Annotated in this window: 13 protein-coding genes; 10 read left to right on the top strand and 3 right to left on the bottom strand. The window is 73.0% G+C overall.

Features of this window, described 5'->3' with window-relative positions; all coding sequences use genetic code 11:
- Positions 1-29 precede the first annotated feature (29 nt).
- Entirely contained in the window at positions 30-1,304 is a 1,275-nt protein-coding gene (locus ACZ7IF_RS27685) for an MFS transporter (RefSeq protein ID WP_470976519.1), read from the bottom strand.
- A gap of 84 nt (positions 1,305-1,388) precedes the next feature.
- On the opposite strand from ACZ7IF_RS27685, the gene ACZ7IF_RS27680 reads away from it, so the two are divergent.
- The 5 genes from ACZ7IF_RS27680 to ACZ7IF_RS27660 all read left to right on the top strand — a co-directional run bounded on the left by ACZ7IF_RS27680 (position 1,389) and on the right by ACZ7IF_RS27660 (position 6,432).
- Positions 1,389-2,357 (top strand): LysR family transcriptional regulator, encoded by a 969-nt coding sequence (locus tag ACZ7IF_RS27680; RefSeq protein WP_470976516.1) that lies wholly within the window; start codon positions 1,389-1,391, stop codon positions 2,355-2,357.
- 104 nt (positions 2,358-2,461) lie between these two features.
- The gene (locus ACZ7IF_RS27675) at positions 2,462-3,841 is read left to right on the top strand and encodes a nitrate/nitrite transporter (RefSeq protein WP_470976513.1); all 1,380 of its coding nucleotides are present in this window, start codon (positions 2,462-2,464) and stop codon (positions 3,839-3,841) included.
- Between the two features lie 188 nt (positions 3,842-4,029).
- Positions 4,030-5,181 (top strand): uroporphyrinogen-III synthase, encoded by a 1,152-nt coding sequence (locus ACZ7IF_RS27670; RefSeq protein WP_470976511.1) that lies wholly within the window; start codon positions 4,030-4,032, stop codon positions 5,179-5,181.
- Between the two features lie 9 nt (positions 5,182-5,190).
- The gene (locus ACZ7IF_RS27665) at positions 5,191-5,739 is read left to right on the top strand and encodes a GNAT family N-acetyltransferase (RefSeq protein ID WP_470976508.1); all 549 of its coding nucleotides are present in this window, start codon (positions 5,191-5,193) and stop codon (positions 5,737-5,739) included.
- A 105-nt stretch (positions 5,740-5,844) separates the two neighbouring features.
- Positions 5,845-6,432: a CGNR zinc finger domain-containing protein gene (locus ACZ7IF_RS27660; RefSeq protein WP_470976505.1), complete on the top strand. Its 588-nt coding sequence runs from the start codon at positions 5,845-5,847 to the stop codon at positions 6,430-6,432.
- 509 nt (positions 6,433-6,941) lie between these two features.
- Here the strand turns inward: ACZ7IF_RS27660 and ACZ7IF_RS27655 are convergent.
- Positions 6,942-7,292 (bottom strand): hypothetical protein, encoded by a 351-nt coding sequence (locus ACZ7IF_RS27655; protein ID WP_470976502.1) that lies wholly within the window; start codon positions 7,290-7,292, stop codon positions 6,942-6,944.
- Positions 7,293-7,518: 226 nt separating this feature from the next.
- Here ACZ7IF_RS27655 and ACZ7IF_RS27650 point away from each other — a divergent pair, with 226 nt between their 5' ends.
- On the top strand, positions 7,519-8,049 hold the full coding sequence (locus tag ACZ7IF_RS27650) for a GNAT family N-acetyltransferase (RefSeq protein WP_470976499.1): 531 nt from the start codon (positions 7,519-7,521) through the stop codon (positions 8,047-8,049).
- Position 8,050: 1 nt separating this feature from the next.
- Here the strand turns inward: ACZ7IF_RS27650 and ACZ7IF_RS27645 are convergent, their stop codons facing one another.
- Positions 8,051-8,254, bottom strand: coding sequence for a hypothetical protein (locus ACZ7IF_RS27645; protein ID WP_470976496.1), 204 nt, complete (start codon positions 8,252-8,254; stop codon positions 8,051-8,053).
- 144 nt (positions 8,255-8,398) lie between these two features.
- Here ACZ7IF_RS27645 and ACZ7IF_RS27640 point away from each other — a divergent pair, with 144 nt between their 5' ends.
- From ACZ7IF_RS27640 to ACZ7IF_RS27625, 4 genes are all read left to right on the top strand, one after another.
- A complete protein-coding gene (locus tag ACZ7IF_RS27640; RefSeq protein ID WP_470976493.1) occupies positions 8,399-9,742 on the top strand; it encodes a hypothetical protein in 1,344 nt (447 codons plus the stop codon).
- Positions 9,743-10,350: 608 nt separating this feature from the next.
- Complete coding sequence (locus tag ACZ7IF_RS27635) at positions 10,351-12,657, top strand: HelD family protein (protein ID WP_470976490.1); 2,307 nt, start codon at positions 10,351-10,353, stop codon at positions 12,655-12,657.
- 566 nt (positions 12,658-13,223) lie between these two features.
- Entirely contained in the window at positions 13,224-14,657 is a 1,434-nt protein-coding gene (locus ACZ7IF_RS27630) for an NAD-dependent malic enzyme (RefSeq protein WP_470976487.1), read from the top strand.
- A 307-nt stretch (positions 14,658-14,964) separates the two neighbouring features.
- Positions 14,965-15,246 carry an HU family DNA-binding protein gene (locus ACZ7IF_RS27625; RefSeq protein WP_007264399.1) on the top strand — a complete coding sequence of 94 codons (282 nt, stop codon included), beginning with the start codon at positions 14,965-14,967 and terminating at the stop codon, positions 15,244-15,246.
- Positions 15,247-15,426: the final 180 nt, after the last annotated feature.

The following is a 15,426-nucleotide window of genomic DNA, read 5'->3' as shown; positions in this document are numbered from 1 at the left end:
GGAGGAGTGGTGCGTACCACGCGGGCGCGTCACTCGCTCGCCGGAACAAGACGGATAAATCGGGATGTTGCGGCCGAGAGGGTCAGCGCGAGCAGGGCGGCGGCGGCCGGAAGGGCGTAGGCCGCGGTGGAGCCCAGGCGGTCGACGGCCTGGCCCGCGGTGGCGGAGCCGGCGGCGATGCCGGCCATGATCGCGGTGACGGCGAGGCTCATGCCCTCGTTGAGGCGGCCGGGCGGAGTGGCCCGCTGCACCAGGGCCATCGCGCCCACCATCACCGGCGCCGTGGCCATCCCGGCCAGCAGCAGCGCCAGGGCCAGCAGCGCGAGGGAGCCGGTGGCGGCGGCCGCCCAGGGCAGGGCCATCGCCGCGGCCAGCGCGAGCAGGCAGGTCCGCAGGCTCCGCGGACGGCGGGTGCCGTAGAACAGCCCGGCGGCGCAGGAGCCCGCCGCCTGGAGCGCCAGTACCGGGCCCGAGGTGCCACCGAGGCCCAGGGCGGCGAGGTGGGCGATGGAGGCCACCTCCATCGAGCCGAACACCGCACCGGTGGCGAGGAGCAGGCCCAGCAGCGGGAGCAGGGCGCGCAGCGGCGACGGGCCCAGGGCGGCGGGCGGCACCCCGGTGGCCGGCGGCTCGGTGGCCCGGTGCGCGGTGAAGACCAGCATGCCCGTGAGCAGCATCGCCGCCCCGGCGAGGGTGCCCGCCTCCGGGAAGGCGGCGGTGCACAGGAAGGCCGCGAGGACCGGGCCGAGCATGAAGCACAGCTCGTCCGCGGCCTGCTCGAAGGACATCGCGGTGTGGTGCTCGGACGGGGGCAGCAGGCGGGTCCAGCGGGCCCGGGACATGCCGCCGATGTTGGGGGTCGTCGCGGTGGCCGCGTACGAGGCGAAGAGGGTCCACGCGGGGGCCTGCGTACGGACGCACAGGACCAGGGAGAGCGAGCCGAGGACGGCGATCACGGTGGCCGGTACGGCGACCCGGGCCTGCCCGTGGCGGTCGATCAGCCGGGCCGTCCAGGGCGCGACGAGGGCGGTGGCGGCCAGCCCGGTGGCGGTGACCGCGCCGGCCAGGGCGTACGAGCCGCGCTGCCCGGCGATCATCATCACGGCGCTGACCCCGAACATGCCCATCGGCAGCCGGGCCAGCAGGTTCCCGGCGGTGAACCCGCGCGTGCCCGGGCGGGTGAAGAGACGGGCGTACGGGCCCCGGGCGCGCACCGGCGGCGGCGGAGGGGCGGGCGCGGGGGACGGCGCGGCCAGGACGAGGGTGGTGCCGGTCACGGCCATGAGAGGGGTTTCCTGCGGCATGGCACGAGCCTGCGGCCCGCCCCCGGCGGCGGTCCAACACCTGTTCCGGGGCCATTCACGCCCTTCCGTTGTTAATCTCCGGGGATGACCGCCCGTGACGTCGACCCCCGCCTGCTGCGCGGCTTCCTCGCGGTCGCCGAGGAACTGCACTTCTCCCGCGCCGCCGCCCGCCTCTACGTCGCCCAGCAGGCCCTCAGCCGCGACGTCCGCCGCCTCGAACAGGCCCTCGGCACCCCGCTGTTCCTGCGCACCACCCGCGCCGTCGAGCTGACCGCCGACGGCGAACGGCTGCTGCCCCATGCCCGCGGCGTGCTCCGCGCCCACGAAGAACTCGCCGCCGCCTTCGCCGGACCGCCCCGCGCCCTGCTCGTCGACATGAACACCGACGGCCCCAGCACCGGCCGCCGCGTCCTGGAACGGGCCCGCGAACTCGCCCCCGGATGCGAACTGATGGCCCGCTTCGAGAGCGGCCTCACCCACGCCGCCACCGAGATCGCCGCCGGCCGCCTCGACGTCTCCTTCGGGTACGCCGCCGGGCTGGCGCCCGCCCTGCGCGCCCGGCTCGGCCACCGCCCCGTACGCTACGAACCCCTCGCCGTACTGCTCCCCGAGGACCACCCGCTGGCCGCCCTGGACCGCGTACCGCTGGCCGCGCTCGCCGGGGAGTCCGTGTACGCCGGAGCCGGGAACCCGAGGACGCTGGAGTGGACCGGGCTGGCCCGCGAGCTCTTCGCCGGGCGGGGCATCGCCGTCGCCCCGCCCGCCCCCGTGGCGATGGGCAAGGAGGAGTTCGTCCGGGTCATGGCCAAGACCCGCAACCCCGTCCTGGTGGCCGTCGGCTTCCTCGACATGCCCGGCAGCGTCAAACGCCCCCTCGTGGACCCCGCACCGCTGTCCCCGCTGTCGATGGTGTGGCGCAAGGGCTTCGACCACCCCGGCCTCGACGCCCTCCACCGTGCCGCCACCGAACTCCAGAACGCCGGCGGCTGGCTGGAAGTCCCCCCGGACAGCTGGCTCCCGGCAGCGCTCACACCCGGCCCGGGCGGCGGGTGAGTGCAAGGTTTCCCACCGGTCATCCGGCGGGGACCGGGGCCGAAACGCGCCGTTCCTAGCCTCCTCATCACGGACACGACAGCTGTGGATGGTGGAGGCGTGTGATGACCGGTAGTACGACCGCACCGCGCAGGGGAGGCCGCTGGATCGAGCGGTGGGACCCCGAGGACGAGACCTTCTGGCGGGAGGGCGGGGAGCGGATCGCCCGCCGCAACCTCCTCTACTCCGTGCTCTCCGAGCACATCGGCTTCTCGATCTGGTCGCTGTGGTCCGTGATGGTGCTCTTCATGGGCCCCCAGTACGGCATCGACCCGGCCGGCAAGTTCTTCCTCATCGGCACCGCCACCTTCGTCGGAGCCCTCGTCCGGATCCCCTACACCTTCGCCGTCGCCCGCTTCGGCGGCCGCAACTGGACCGTCGTCAGCGCCCTGCTGCTGCTCGCACCGACGATCGCCGCCCTCGTCGTCATGGAACCCGGAACCTCCTACGGCACCTTCGTGGCCGTGGCCGCGCTCACCGGCGTCGGCGGCGGCAACTTCGCCTCCTCCATGACGAACATCAACGCCTTCTTCCCGCTGCGCAAGAAGGGCTGGGCGCTCGGTCTCAACGCGGGCGGCGGCAACATCGGCGTCCCCGTGGTCCAGCTCATCGCACTGCTGGTCATCGGCACCGCCGGAGCCGGACACCCCAGGCTGCTGCTCGGGATCTACCTCCCGCTGATCGTGATCGCCGCCGCGCTGGCCCTCGTCCGCATGGACAACCTGGCACCGGTGAGCAACGACGGCGGCGCCGTCCGGGAGGCCGCCCGGGACGCCCACACCTGGATCATGGCCTTCCTCTACATCGGCACCTTCGGCTCCTTCATCGGCTACAGCTTCGCCTTCGGGCTCGTCCTCCAGACCCAGTTCGGGCGGACCCCGCTCCAGGCCGCCTCCCTGACCTTCATCGGCCCGCTCCTCGGATCGCTCGTCCGGCCCGTCGGCGGGGCGCTCGCCGACCGCTTCGGCGGGGCCCGGATCACCCTCGCCACCTTCGTGGCGATGGCCGCCGCGACCGGGGTGGTCCTGCTGGCCTCCGTACGGGCGTCCCTGCCGGTGTTCCTCGTCGGATTCGTGGCGCTCTTCGCGCTCAGCGGGCTCGGCAACGGCTCCACCTACAAGATGATCCCCGGCATCTTCGCCGCGAAGGCCCTCGCCCGCGGCCTCGACGGCGAAGCGGCCGCCGCCCACGGAAGGCGGCTGTCCGGCGCCTCCATGGGAGTCATCGGAGCCGTCGGCGCACTCGGCGGCCTCGCCATCAACCTGGTGTTCCGCTCGGCCTTCCTGGAATCCGGCTCCGGAACGGCCGCCTTCACCACCTTCCTCGGCTTCTACGCGGTGTGCTGCGCGGTCACCTGGGCGGTATACCTTCGCCGGCCGGCCGCCGCACAGACCCCGGTCGCCGACGGGCAGGGCGAGAGGAAAGCGCAGCTCACCTCGGTGTGAAGAGTGACCGGGCCGGTTGCGGCCCGGTTAACTGGCCCGAAATACGGTGGAACCGAGCCTGACACGACGCCTTGGCAGGCTCGGAACATCCCCGACGCGACGGCGCGTCCCCGAACCCGTCGGAGCGCCCCGGACGCACCGGCGGGTCCCCGCCGCAGGAAACCCTCAGGGCAAGGCAGGTCACCACGATGGACGACGCTACCCACGGCCCCCTGGCCGGATTCACCGTCGGAGTCACCGCCGCCCGGCGGGCGGACGAACTCATCGCCCTGCTGCGCAGGCGCGGAGCCGCCGTCATCCACGCCCCCGCCCTGCGGATCGTGCCGCTCGCCGACGACAGCGAGCTGATGGCCGCCACCAAGGAACTCGTCGACAACCCGCCCGACGCCGTCGTCGCCACCACCGCCATCGGATTCCGCGGCTGGATCGAAGCCGCCGACGGCTGGGGCATCGGCGAACAGCTGCTGGAGCGGCTGCGCACCACCGAACTGCTGGCGCGCGGCCCCAAGGTCAAGGGCGCCGTACGGGCCGCCGGGCTGGTGGAAGCCTGGTCCCCGCAGTCGGAATCGCTGGCCGAGGTACTGGACCGGCTGCTGGCCGGCGGCGTCGCCGGGCGGCGCATCGCGCTCCAGCTGCACGGGGAGCCGCTCCCCGGGTTCGTGGAGGCCCTGCGCGACGGAGGGGCCGAGGTGGTGCCCGTACCGGTCTACCGGTGGATGCCGCCCGAGGACCTCGCACCGCTGGACCGGCTGCTGGACGCGGTCGCCGTCGGGGCGGTGGACGCCGTCAGCTTCACCTCGGCGCCGGCCGCCGCCTCCCTGCTGTCCCGGGCCGCCGAGCGGGGGCTGCGCGAGGCGGTGCTGGAGGCGCTGCGCGGGCCCGTGGCCGCGGCGTGCGTGGGGCCCGTCACCGCGCTGCCGCTCCAGGCCGAAGGGGTGCAGACGGTACAGCCGGAGCGGTTCCGGCTCGGGCCGCTGGTGCAGGTGCTGTGCCGCGAACTCCCCGGCCGGGCACGGGTGCTGCCCGTCGCCGGACACCGGCTGGAGATCCGGGGGCACGCGGTGCTCGTCGACGACGGGCTGCGCCCGGTCCCGCCCGCCGGGATGGCCCTGCTGGCCGCGCTCGCCCGGCGGCCCGGCTGGGTGGTGTCCCGGGCGGCGCTGCTGAAGGCGCTGCCGGGGGCGGGCACCGACGAACACGCCGTCGAGACGGCGATGGCCCGGCTGCGGGCGGCCCTGGGGGCGCCGCGGCTGATCCAGACGGTGGTCAAGCGGGGGTACCGGCTGTCGCTGGACGCGGGGGAGGGCGAGGGCTGGAGCGCGGGGGCGGACGTCCGTTAGCGTGCTTGCATGATCATCAACGGGGTGGAGATGAAGGGCCTTGCGGTCGAGCACGCCGCCGGGCTGGCCGACGTACTGACGCGCAACCGGGCCGCCATGGCGCCGTACGAGCCCCTGCGGACCGAGAGGTTCTACACCGAGGCCGGGCAGCGGGAGCGCATCGAGGGGATGCTCGAAGACCGCGACGGGGGCCGGCTCGTCCCGTACGTGTTCGTCGAGGCGGCCGGCGACGCCGTGCTCGGGGCGATGAACCTCGGCGGCATCGCGCTCGGGCCCCTGTGCAGCGGCGGCGTCGGCTACTGGATCGACCGGGCCTGGCACGGCAGGGGGCTGGCCACCGCCGGGCTGGCGGAGGTCATCCGGGCCGCCCGCGAGGACTTCGGCCTCCACCGGGTGGAGGCGCAGACGCTCGTCGACAACCACGCCTCCATGCGGGTCCTGGCCAAGAACGGCTTCACCGAGATCGGACTCGCGCCCCAGTACCTCCACATCAACGGAGCCTGGCGCGACCACCGCCTCTTCCAGCGCGTGCTGCACGACGAGGCGCCCGCCGCGTAGCCGCGGCCCCGCCCCGCGCGGGGGCTTCCGCTTCACGGCCGCCGACGGCACTCTGGGGGCGTCCCAGTCCCACGGCGACGAGGCGGCGACGAGGCGGTGACGGGCATGTGGTTCGACTCCGGGCGGGTCTGTCTGGACCTGCTGGCGACGGATGGCGTTGAAGGGGCCGGTTCCGGATGCCGGGAGGGGATCCGCGACGGCGACGAGCTGCGGCTGTGGCTCGTCGGCGCCGGCCTGGTCCCCGACCGGACCCCGCTCGGACGGCTCGGGCCCGACTGGGTGGAGGCCTTCCGCGCGCTGCGCGACGACGTGGGCACCCTCGTACGGGCCGAACTGGCCGGCACCGGCCCGGAGGAGGACGCCCTGGCCCGGCTGAACGCGGCCGCCGCGGGACCGCCCCCGGGCGTGTGCGCGGTACGGGACCAGGAGGGCCACCTCGTCCGGGAACTCTGCGGCGGGGTGGAGTGCGCCGGGATGCTGGCCACGGTGGCCCGGGACGCGGTCGAGCTCCTCACCGACCCCGGCGACCTGGCCCTGATCCGGTCCTGCGAGGGCGACGGCTGCGCCCGCCTCTACCTGGACACCTCCCGCGGCCACCGCCGCCGGTGGTGCTCCAGCGAACTGTGCGGCAACAGGGAGCGGGTGGCCCGCCACCGCCGGCGGGTGCGGGAGGTGGCGGGGGTGGAGGCGTAGGGGGAGGTGCAGAGGGAGGGGTGGGGGAGGGGTGGGGGAGCGGGGTGCCGGCTGGGCGGTCTCAGGGCCGGTTTGGGGGCTTCCCGTCAGTCCCATCGTCCTTCCGTGACGGGCCGGCCCGTCAAGGGCGCTCCCTTCGGTCGCGTCACTGCGTGATCGCCTTCGGCGACCCGTGACATCCCGTCCCGCCCCGGAAAGCCGAAAGACTGCCGGGAAGCCCCCAAAAGAACGGTCACGGTCCATGGTCGGAGGGGCGGGTCTCTCAGCGATGAGGCGAGGGGCCGGGCGCCGGCATCCCCGGCATCCGGGCCGCTTGATGCCCGGCCCAGGGCCGGGGCGCGGCTACCCGCACCAAATGTTGATCAGGTCCCCCCCTGCGGAGCGCCCAGGCGCGTCAGACCGCTACGCGCTCTTCTCGTCTCAGCGTCCGACGACCGTCCGGGGCTGATACCCGCACCAAATGCCGACCGGAGCGGCCCAGGAGCCGGTGGGCGGGTCGGATCGCTACCCTACGGGGCGTCGAAGCGGACGGAGCGGACCTCCAGGGTGTCCTTGGCCGGCGCGCCATTGGCCCGCAGCCGCCACTGAGAGCCTTCGCAGCTCGCGTTGAGGTAGACGGTCACGGCGGTATCGGTCTGGTTGTGCGGGCCGTAGGCGGGCAGCTCGTCGTCGTCGCCGACAGGGTAGAGGTTGATGCACTTGCCACTGTGCGGGTCGTGCAGCGTGGCGTACTGCTCCTGGCCGTGCCCGTCCACGTACTTGTAGTGGAAGTTGCCCTGGGCGGCCTGGGCCGAGCCGGACATCGACAGGACAAGCGTGAGGGCGCCGAGACAGGCGCCGAGGGTGCTGCGGAGCTTCATGAGGGGGAAATCCCTTCCGGAAGTGATCGAAAGCGCACGAAGGGGAGGTGCGAGCCCGACCATAGGAGAGGTGTCAGGTGATGAATCGATCCGCTGGATCACCCACTCTGGCGCGTCACCCCGGCTCCACCTGTTCGGGTCAGAAGGCCCGGCCCGCTTCCCCGCGTTCCAGCCGTCAGAAGACGGTCGCGAGATCGGCCGGACAGGCGCTGGCTAGGCTTCAAGGGTGAACGACACGACAGCTGGCATACGTATCCGGCCCGGTGTCCTCGCGGACGCTCCGGCCGTGCTCGACATGCTCGACGGCGCCGTCGCGTGGATGAACTCCCGTGGCAACACCGAGCAGTGGGGCACCACCCCGTACTCGCAGAAGCCCGGCGGGGTGGAGCGGGTCGAGCGGTACCTGACCGAGAACACCCCGTGGATCGCGGAGCTGGGCGGGACGCCCGTCGGGGCCATGGTGCTGGACTCCGGTCCCAGCCCCCAGATGCCGATCAAGCCGGCCGAGGAGCCCGAGCTGTACGTCCGCCTGCTCGTCTCCGACCGGCGGCGCGTGGGTCTGCGTATCGGTGCGGCCCTGCTGGCGCACGCCGCCGACGAGACGCGCCGGGCCGGCCTGGAGCTCCTGCGCGTCGACTGCTGGGCGGGCGGCGGGGGCGAGCTGGTCGCCTTCTACGAGCGCAACGGCTTCACTCTCACCGACAGCTTCCTGTCCGGCGACTGGCCGGGCCAGGTCCTGGCCCGGCGACTCGTCTGACTCACTTCGCCGGCTCGACGTTGGCGATCGCGGTGGTGAACTCGCGGCCGGACGAACCACGGATGTAGGCCAGTTCCATCCAGTGCTCGATGCCGGTGTCCGAGACGTTCTCGTTGATGACGGCCATCAGCACGCCCTCGGCGCCGGAGGCGGTATCGCGCACGTGCTGACGGAGAAGCCGGTGGGGGACGTACTCCTGGCTCACGGGTCGCTCCTTGCTTCACAGGCGGGTGGTCAACTCCCGCGCGGTCACCGGTTGGTGTGACGAGGTAACCGCGCGGGCCCCCCGCGCGAGTACCGTTGGAGGGTCGGAGAAGCATGCAAGCCATGCACCTGTGGGGAGTTGCTCATGGCGCGACGCTCACGCACACCCAACACCGGTCTGTCGACGCTCCTTGAGCAGGCCGGATGGTCAAGAAGCCAGTTCGCCTCGATCGTGAACCGCATCGGCGCGGAGGCCGGGCTCCTGCTCAAGTACGGCCAGCCCGCCGTGTCGCAGTGGGTGGCGGGACACCACCCGAGGCCGCAGGTCAGGGCACTGATCATCGAGGCGTTCGAACGGAAACTGGCACGGCCGGTCACCTACGCCGAGGCGGGGCTCACGCCCCCCGGCGGGGCGGCGGAGGCGGACACTGTGCGGGAACTCGTAGACCTCGGAAGGGCCGACATGGATCCGTCCCGACGCCGCGTGATCGCGGCCGGAGTCTTCTCCGCAGCACTCAGCATCCCGCTGTTCCCGACCCTCGCGCGGGCCGACGGCCCGGACCCGATAGGGCCCGGGAAGGCGACGACCCGGGTCGGGCAGGCGCAGGTGGCCGCCGTGCAGGCGATGACGGACCGGATCGCCGACATCCTCGACGAGCTCGGCGCGGGCCATGCCCGCCCGATGGCGGCCGCGTTCCTCGTGAACACCGTGGGGCCGTGGCTGAAGGCCGAGGCGGCGGCGCCGGTGCGGCGGAGCCTGCTCGCGGCTGCTTCCGACCTGGTCTACCTGACCGGGTGGATGGCCATGTACGAACGGCAGCACCGGCTGGGCCAGGACTACTACGTGTCCGCGCTGAAGCTCGCCGGGGAGGCGGAGGAGCACGTCACCTACTGCCGGACCCTGCGCGGCATGTCGCTCCAGGCGTCCAACCTCGGCTACGGCAGGCGCGCCCTCGAACTCGCCGACTCGGCGGCGGAAGCGGCACCCTCCGCCGGTCCGCGCCTGGTGGCGTTCCTGCGCGGACAGCAGGCGCACGGCGCGGCCATGGTCGGAGACAAGCGCCAGGCCTTCGTCCGGCTGCGGGAGGCCGAGGAGGCGCTCGCCCGGGCGGACGACCGGCGGGAGTCGATCGGCGGCTACGACCGGACCGCCTACCTGTTCCACGTCGCGCACGTCCTGAACGAGACGAAGGACGTACCGGGCTCGGTACGGACCCTGCGCGAATCGATCCGGCTCCAGCCCGCCAACGAGCGCCAGGGCCGCCTGCACGCGTACGGAGTCCTCGCCCAGCGCCAGCTGTCCATCGGCCACGTCGAAGCCGCGTGCGAATCGTGGGGGCGCTTCCTGGACGAGTACGAGGCGCTGTCCTCGGCCCGGGGCGACGAACACTTCGAGGTGATGAACCTCAGGCTCCGCCCGCACGGCACCGTCCGGGCCGTACGGGAGCTAGGCGAGCGGGCCCAGCTCGTCGGCGCCCTCAAGGGCTGACCGGGCCGCAGGCTCCCCACCCGAGCCGGGGAGCCTGCACCCACACACCTCGCCAACACCAGGCCCGGACGGCCGCCGGACGCCGAGACGAGAGGAGCGCGTGGCGATCTGCTGCGTCTGGGTGCTCCGCAGGGCCTCTGGTCAACATTTGGCGCAGGTAGCCGGGCCCCCGGCCCTGGACCAGGCCTCCAAGGGCCCGAATACCCGGCAAACCGGCCCCCGGCCCCTCGCCTCGTCCCTGACACGCCCGTCCCTTCCCCTCTGGACCGTGCCGTTCTTTTGGGGGTTTTCCGGCAGTCCTTTGTCTTTCCGGGGCGGGCCGGTCGGTCAAGGGTCGCCGAAGGCGATCACGCAGTGACGCGACCGAAGGGAGCGCCCTTGAGGGACCGGCACGACACGGAAGGACGATGGGACTGACGGGAAACCCCCAAACCCTCCCTGATCCGCTCCAAGGGGATCCGCCTCCCCACCCACCCACCTGCCCGCCCCCACCCCCTCACCCGCCCACCCGCCCCCGCGAACCGCCCGCCTCCCAAGACCGGCGTGCGGAGACGGGGCGGATTCGCGTACGGTTGACGGTCGCCCATGCACGTCAGAAGGGGGCCTTGGTGGCCGCGCAGAATGCCGCTGTCGACAGCACGGCGGATTCCGTCCGCGATCGGGAGATCGCGGTCGAGCAGACGCATCTCGATCAGGTGTACCGACGCCTTGAGGAGAAGATCCACGAGGCCGAGTTCCTCATGAACGACGCCGCCCAGCGCGGCCAGGTCGGCACGCCCGGGGCGCTCGCCGAGCGGGACGCGCAGGTGTTCCGTGCCGGGATCCACCTCAACCGGCTCAACAACGAGTTCGAGGACTTCCTCTTCGGACGGATCGACCTCGTCCTCGGCAAGGACGGGGAGCGCGGCCCCGACGGGGCCTACACCTCCATCGAGCCCGCCGACGACGCGATCCGCGCGGACCTCACCGCCGACATCGCGGAGACCCTGCACATCGGCCGCATCGGCGTGCTCGACTCCGACTACTCGCCCCTCGTCATCGACTGGCGGGCCCCCGCGGCCGCGCCGTTCTACCGCTCGACCCCCAAGGACCCCGGCCGCGTCATCCGCCGCCGGGTGATCCGCTCCAAGGGCCGCAAGGTGCTCGGTGTCGAGGACGACCTGATGCGCCCGGAGGTCACCGCCTCCCTCGACGGCCGGGAGCTGCCCGCCATCGGCGACGGCGCGCTGATGGCCGCTCTCGGGCGGGCCCGTACGCACACCATGCGGGACATCGTCTCCTCCATCCAGGCCGAGCAGGACCTGGTCATCCGCGCCCCCGCCGCCTCCGTCGCGGAGGTGGCCGGCGGGCCGGGCACCGGGAAGACGGCCGTCGCCCTGCACCGTGCCGCGTACCTCCTCTACCAGGACCGCCGCCGCTACTCGGGCGGCATCCTGATCGTGTCCCCGACCCCTCTCCTCGTCGCCTACACCGAGGGCGTCCTGCCCTCGCTCGGCGAGGAGGGCCAGGTCGCCATCCGGGCGCTCGGCTCGCTGGTCGACGGGGCCGAGGCGAGTACGTACGACGAGCCGCCCGTGGCCCGGATCAAGGGCTCCTCCCGGATGCTGAAGGTGCTCCGGAAGGCCGTCCGCGGCGCCCTGGAGCTCGGCGACGCGCCCGAGCGGCTGCGCGTGGTGGCCTTCGGCCGGCGCGTGGAGCTGGAGGCGCCGGAGCTGAACCGGATCCGGCAGAACGTGCTCGGCGGCACCGCGCCCGTGAACCTGCTGCGCCCGCGCGCCCGCAAGCTGCTCCTGGACGCCCTGTACGCGAAGACGGGCTCGTCCGGCCGGCACAGTGACCCGGAGCTGGCCGCCGAGCTGCGCAGCGCGTTCGACGAGGACATCTCCACCGAGGACGACTTCCTCGGCTTCCTGAACGCCTGGTGGCCGGAGCTGACCCCGCGCCGGGTGCTGGCGGCGATGGCCGACGAGCGGCGTCTGGGCCGCTGGTCCCGGCGGGACCTGAACCCGCGCGAGACGCGCCAGCTGGCGCGTTCGCTGCGCCGGGTCGGCGCGGACGGCTCCGGCCCCCTCTCGGTGCACGACGTGGCCCTGCTGGACGAGCTGGGCCAGCTCCTCGGCGCGCCCGCGCGGCCGAAGCGGAAGCGGGAGCTGGACCCGTTGGACCAGCTCAGCGGGCTGGAGGAGCTGATGCCGACCCGCGAGGAGACCCAGTGGGAGCGGGCCGAGCGGATCGCGGCCGAGCGGACCGAGTACGCGCACGTGATCGTGGACGAGGCGCAGGACCTGACGCCGATGCAGTGGCGGATGGTGGGCCGGCGGGGCCGTACGGGTACCTGGACGGTGGTCGGGGACCCGGCGCAGTCCTCCTGGACGGACCCGGACGAGGCGGCGGCGGCCAGGGACGAGGCGCTGGGGAGGCGGCCGCGCAGGCGGTTCACGCTGACCGTGAACTACCGCAACCCGGCCGAGGTCGCCGAGGTGGCCGCCCGGGTGCTGGAGCTGGCGATGCCGGGCATGGAGCCGCCGACGGCGGTGCGCTCGACGGGCCTGGAGCCCCGCTTCACGGCGGCCGGGGAGGACCTGGGCGCGGCGGTGCGGGAGGAGACCCGGCGGCTGCTGGAGCAGGTGGACGGCACGGTGGGCGTGGTCGTGGCCATGGACCGGCGCGCCGAGGCGGCGGGCTGGCTGGCGGACCTGGGCGAGCGGGCGGTGGCGCTGGGCAGCCTGGAGGCCAAGGGCCTGGAGTACGACGCGACGGTGGTGGTCTCCCCGGCGGAGATCGCGGAGGAGTCCCCGGCGGGCCTGCGGGTGCTGTACGTGGCGCTGACGCGCGCGACGCAGCAGCTGACGGTGGTCTCGGCGGAGGGCGACAAGCCGGGCGCGGACGGCGTCCCGGAGCTCCTGCGCCCGTAGCGAGGGCCCCCGCCGCAGGTCCGCCGGAGCTCCGCCGGAGCCGTGGTGGACCCTCGCCGGTCCCGCTCGCGACACGCGGTCGCCCCGGCCGGTCCCTGACCCTGCGTGACCCCCGCCCGGCCGCCCGCGGGCCGTCCCCGGACGCCCCGCGGCCAGGCGCGTGATCCGGGGTGTCCAACTCGCGGGAGGGGGGATCGCTTCCGGCGATCCTTTGTTAGCCTGGGTACGACACCGGCTCGATCCAAGCCCCCGGGCCCAACCTTCGTCGCTTAGAGCGACCACTTGCCGCGAGGCGAGCATGGCGGGTCGGTGTCTTAGTCCGATCAACAGGTCCGCGCCCTCCACCGAGTGGGGGGCGCGGACCTGTTTTGTATTAACCCACCATTCCAGGCACCGAGATTCTCTCGTATGGTGGAAGAGTCTTTCCGAAATTTGTAGCTGGTTACCTTGTACCGGCTGGTAGGTGGGACGATCGGACAACAGGTCCTGCCCACCTGCCCATCGCTGGACGGTGTCGGGCAGGATCCGTGTACAGCGAAACCAGGGACAGAAGAGGAAACACGGCCATGGCAACGGCGCCCAGCGTCTCGTATTCGATGACGGTCCGCCTGGAAGTGCCCGCGAGCGGAACCGCGGTCTCCCAGCTCACCACCGCCGTGGAGTCTTCCGGGGGGTCGGTCACCGGCCTCGACGTCACCGCCTCCGGGCACGAGAAGCTCCGTATCGACGTCACCATCGCCGCCACCTCCACCGCGCACGCCGACGAGATCGTCGAGAAGCTCCGCGGCATCGAGGGCGTCAGCCTCGGCAAGGTCTCCGACCGAACCTTCCTGATGCACCTCGGCGGCAAGATCGAGATGTCGTCCAAGCACCCCATCCGCAACCGCGACGACCTCTCGATGATCTACACCCCGGGCGTCGCCCGCGTGTGCATGGCCATCGCCGAGAACCCCGAGGACGCGCGCCGCCTCACCATCAAGCGCAACTCCGTCGCAGTCGTGACCGACGGCTCCGCCGTCCTGGGCCTCGGCAACATCGGCCCGATGGCCGCGCTGCCCGTCATGGAGGGCAAGGCGGCCCTCTTCAAGCGGTTCGCCGGCATCGACGCCTGGCCGATCTGCCTCGACACCCAGGACGCCGACGAGATCGTCGCCATCGTCAAGGCCATCGCCCCGGGCTTCGCCGGCATCAACCTGGAGGACATCTCCGCGCCGCGCTGCTTCGAGATCGAGGCCCGCCTGCGCGAGGCCCTCGACATCCCCGTCTTCCACGACGACCAGCACGGCACCGCCATCGTCGTCCTCGCCGCCCTGACCAACGCACTTCGCGTGGTGGGCAAGGCAGTTGAGGACGTCAAGGTGGTCATGTCGGGCGCCGGCGCGGCCGGCACCGCCATCCTCAAGCTGCTCCTCGCCGCGGGCGTCAAGAACGCCGTCAGCGCCGACATCCACGGCGTCGTGCACGCCGGCCGCCCCGACCTGGTCGACGCCGCACCGGACTCCCCGCTGCGCTGGATCGCCGACAACACCAACCCCGAGGGCTACACCGGCACCCTCAAGGAGGCCGTGGTCGGCGCCGACGTCTTCATCGGCGTCTCCGCCCCGAACGTGCTCTCGGGCGAGGACGTCGCGGCCATGGCCGAGGGCGCCATCGTGTTCGCGCTCGCGAACCCGGACCCGGAGGTCGACCCGGCCGTCGCCCGCCAGACCGCAGCCGTCGTGGCCACCGGCCGCTCGGACTTCCCGAACCAGATCAACAACGTGCTGGTCTTCCCGGGCGTCTTCCGCGGCCTGCTGGACGCCCAGTCGCGCACCGTGAACACCGACATGATGCTGGCCGCCGCGGCCGCCCTCGCCGACGTCGTCGGCCAGGACGAGCTGAACGCGAACTACATCATCCCGTCCGTCTTCAACGACAAGGTCGCCGGAGCCGTCGCGGGCGCCGTCCGCAAGGCCGCACAGGCCGCCCAGGCCCCCGCTGTGACGGGGCCCACGGCCTGATCCCGGCGCGTCGCGGGATGCGGGCCCGGCGGGGCGCCCATAGGGTTGCGGGGATGCCCGCGTGGCCCGCGGTCCGCATCCACCGGAGCCCCTGGTGCGGACGGAGCGTCACCGAGGCGTGACTGTGGCGCTTTTCGTGTGACCCTGGCGGGTGCCGGATTGGCTTTCCCGCCGCTGGTGGGGGCAGGATGCGTAACCGGGCGAGAGGGTCTGACGTTCAGACCCGGGTCCGGGGACTGTCCTAGGGCCCTGGCAGCATCGGCTTCGATCTCACGCCTCTAAGGCAAGTTGAACACGGGAGTACAACATGAACCGCAGTGAGCTGGTGGCCGCTCTGTCCGAGCGCGCCGAGGTGACCCGCAAGGACGCCGACGCCGTTCTGGCCGCGCTCGCCGAGACCGTCGGCGAGATCGTCGCCAAGGGCGACGAGAAGGTCACCATCCCCGGCTTCCTGACCTTCGAGCGCACCCACCGTGCCGCTCGCACCGCGCGCAACCCGCAGACCGGCGACCCCATCCAGATCCCGGCCGGCTACAGCGTGAAGGTCTCCGCGGGCTCCAAGCTCAAGGAAGCCGCCAAGGGCAAGTAGTACCGCCCTTGTGCCGAGGGCCGCACAGGCCCTCGGGACGGCAGTGGTACGTAGAACGGCCGAGGGGGGGGGGGGGAGGGGGGGGGGGGGGACGCCCCGCCGGCCCCCGCCCCCCGCCAGGGCGCGGCAGGGGGCACGCCGGAGGACACGCGGGGAGGGGAGAAAAAACCATACGCCTGG

The sequence above is a fragment of the Streptomyces sp. NPDC037421 genome (assembly GCF_055602105.1).
This window is presented reverse-complemented; position numbering and strand designations above follow the sequence as displayed.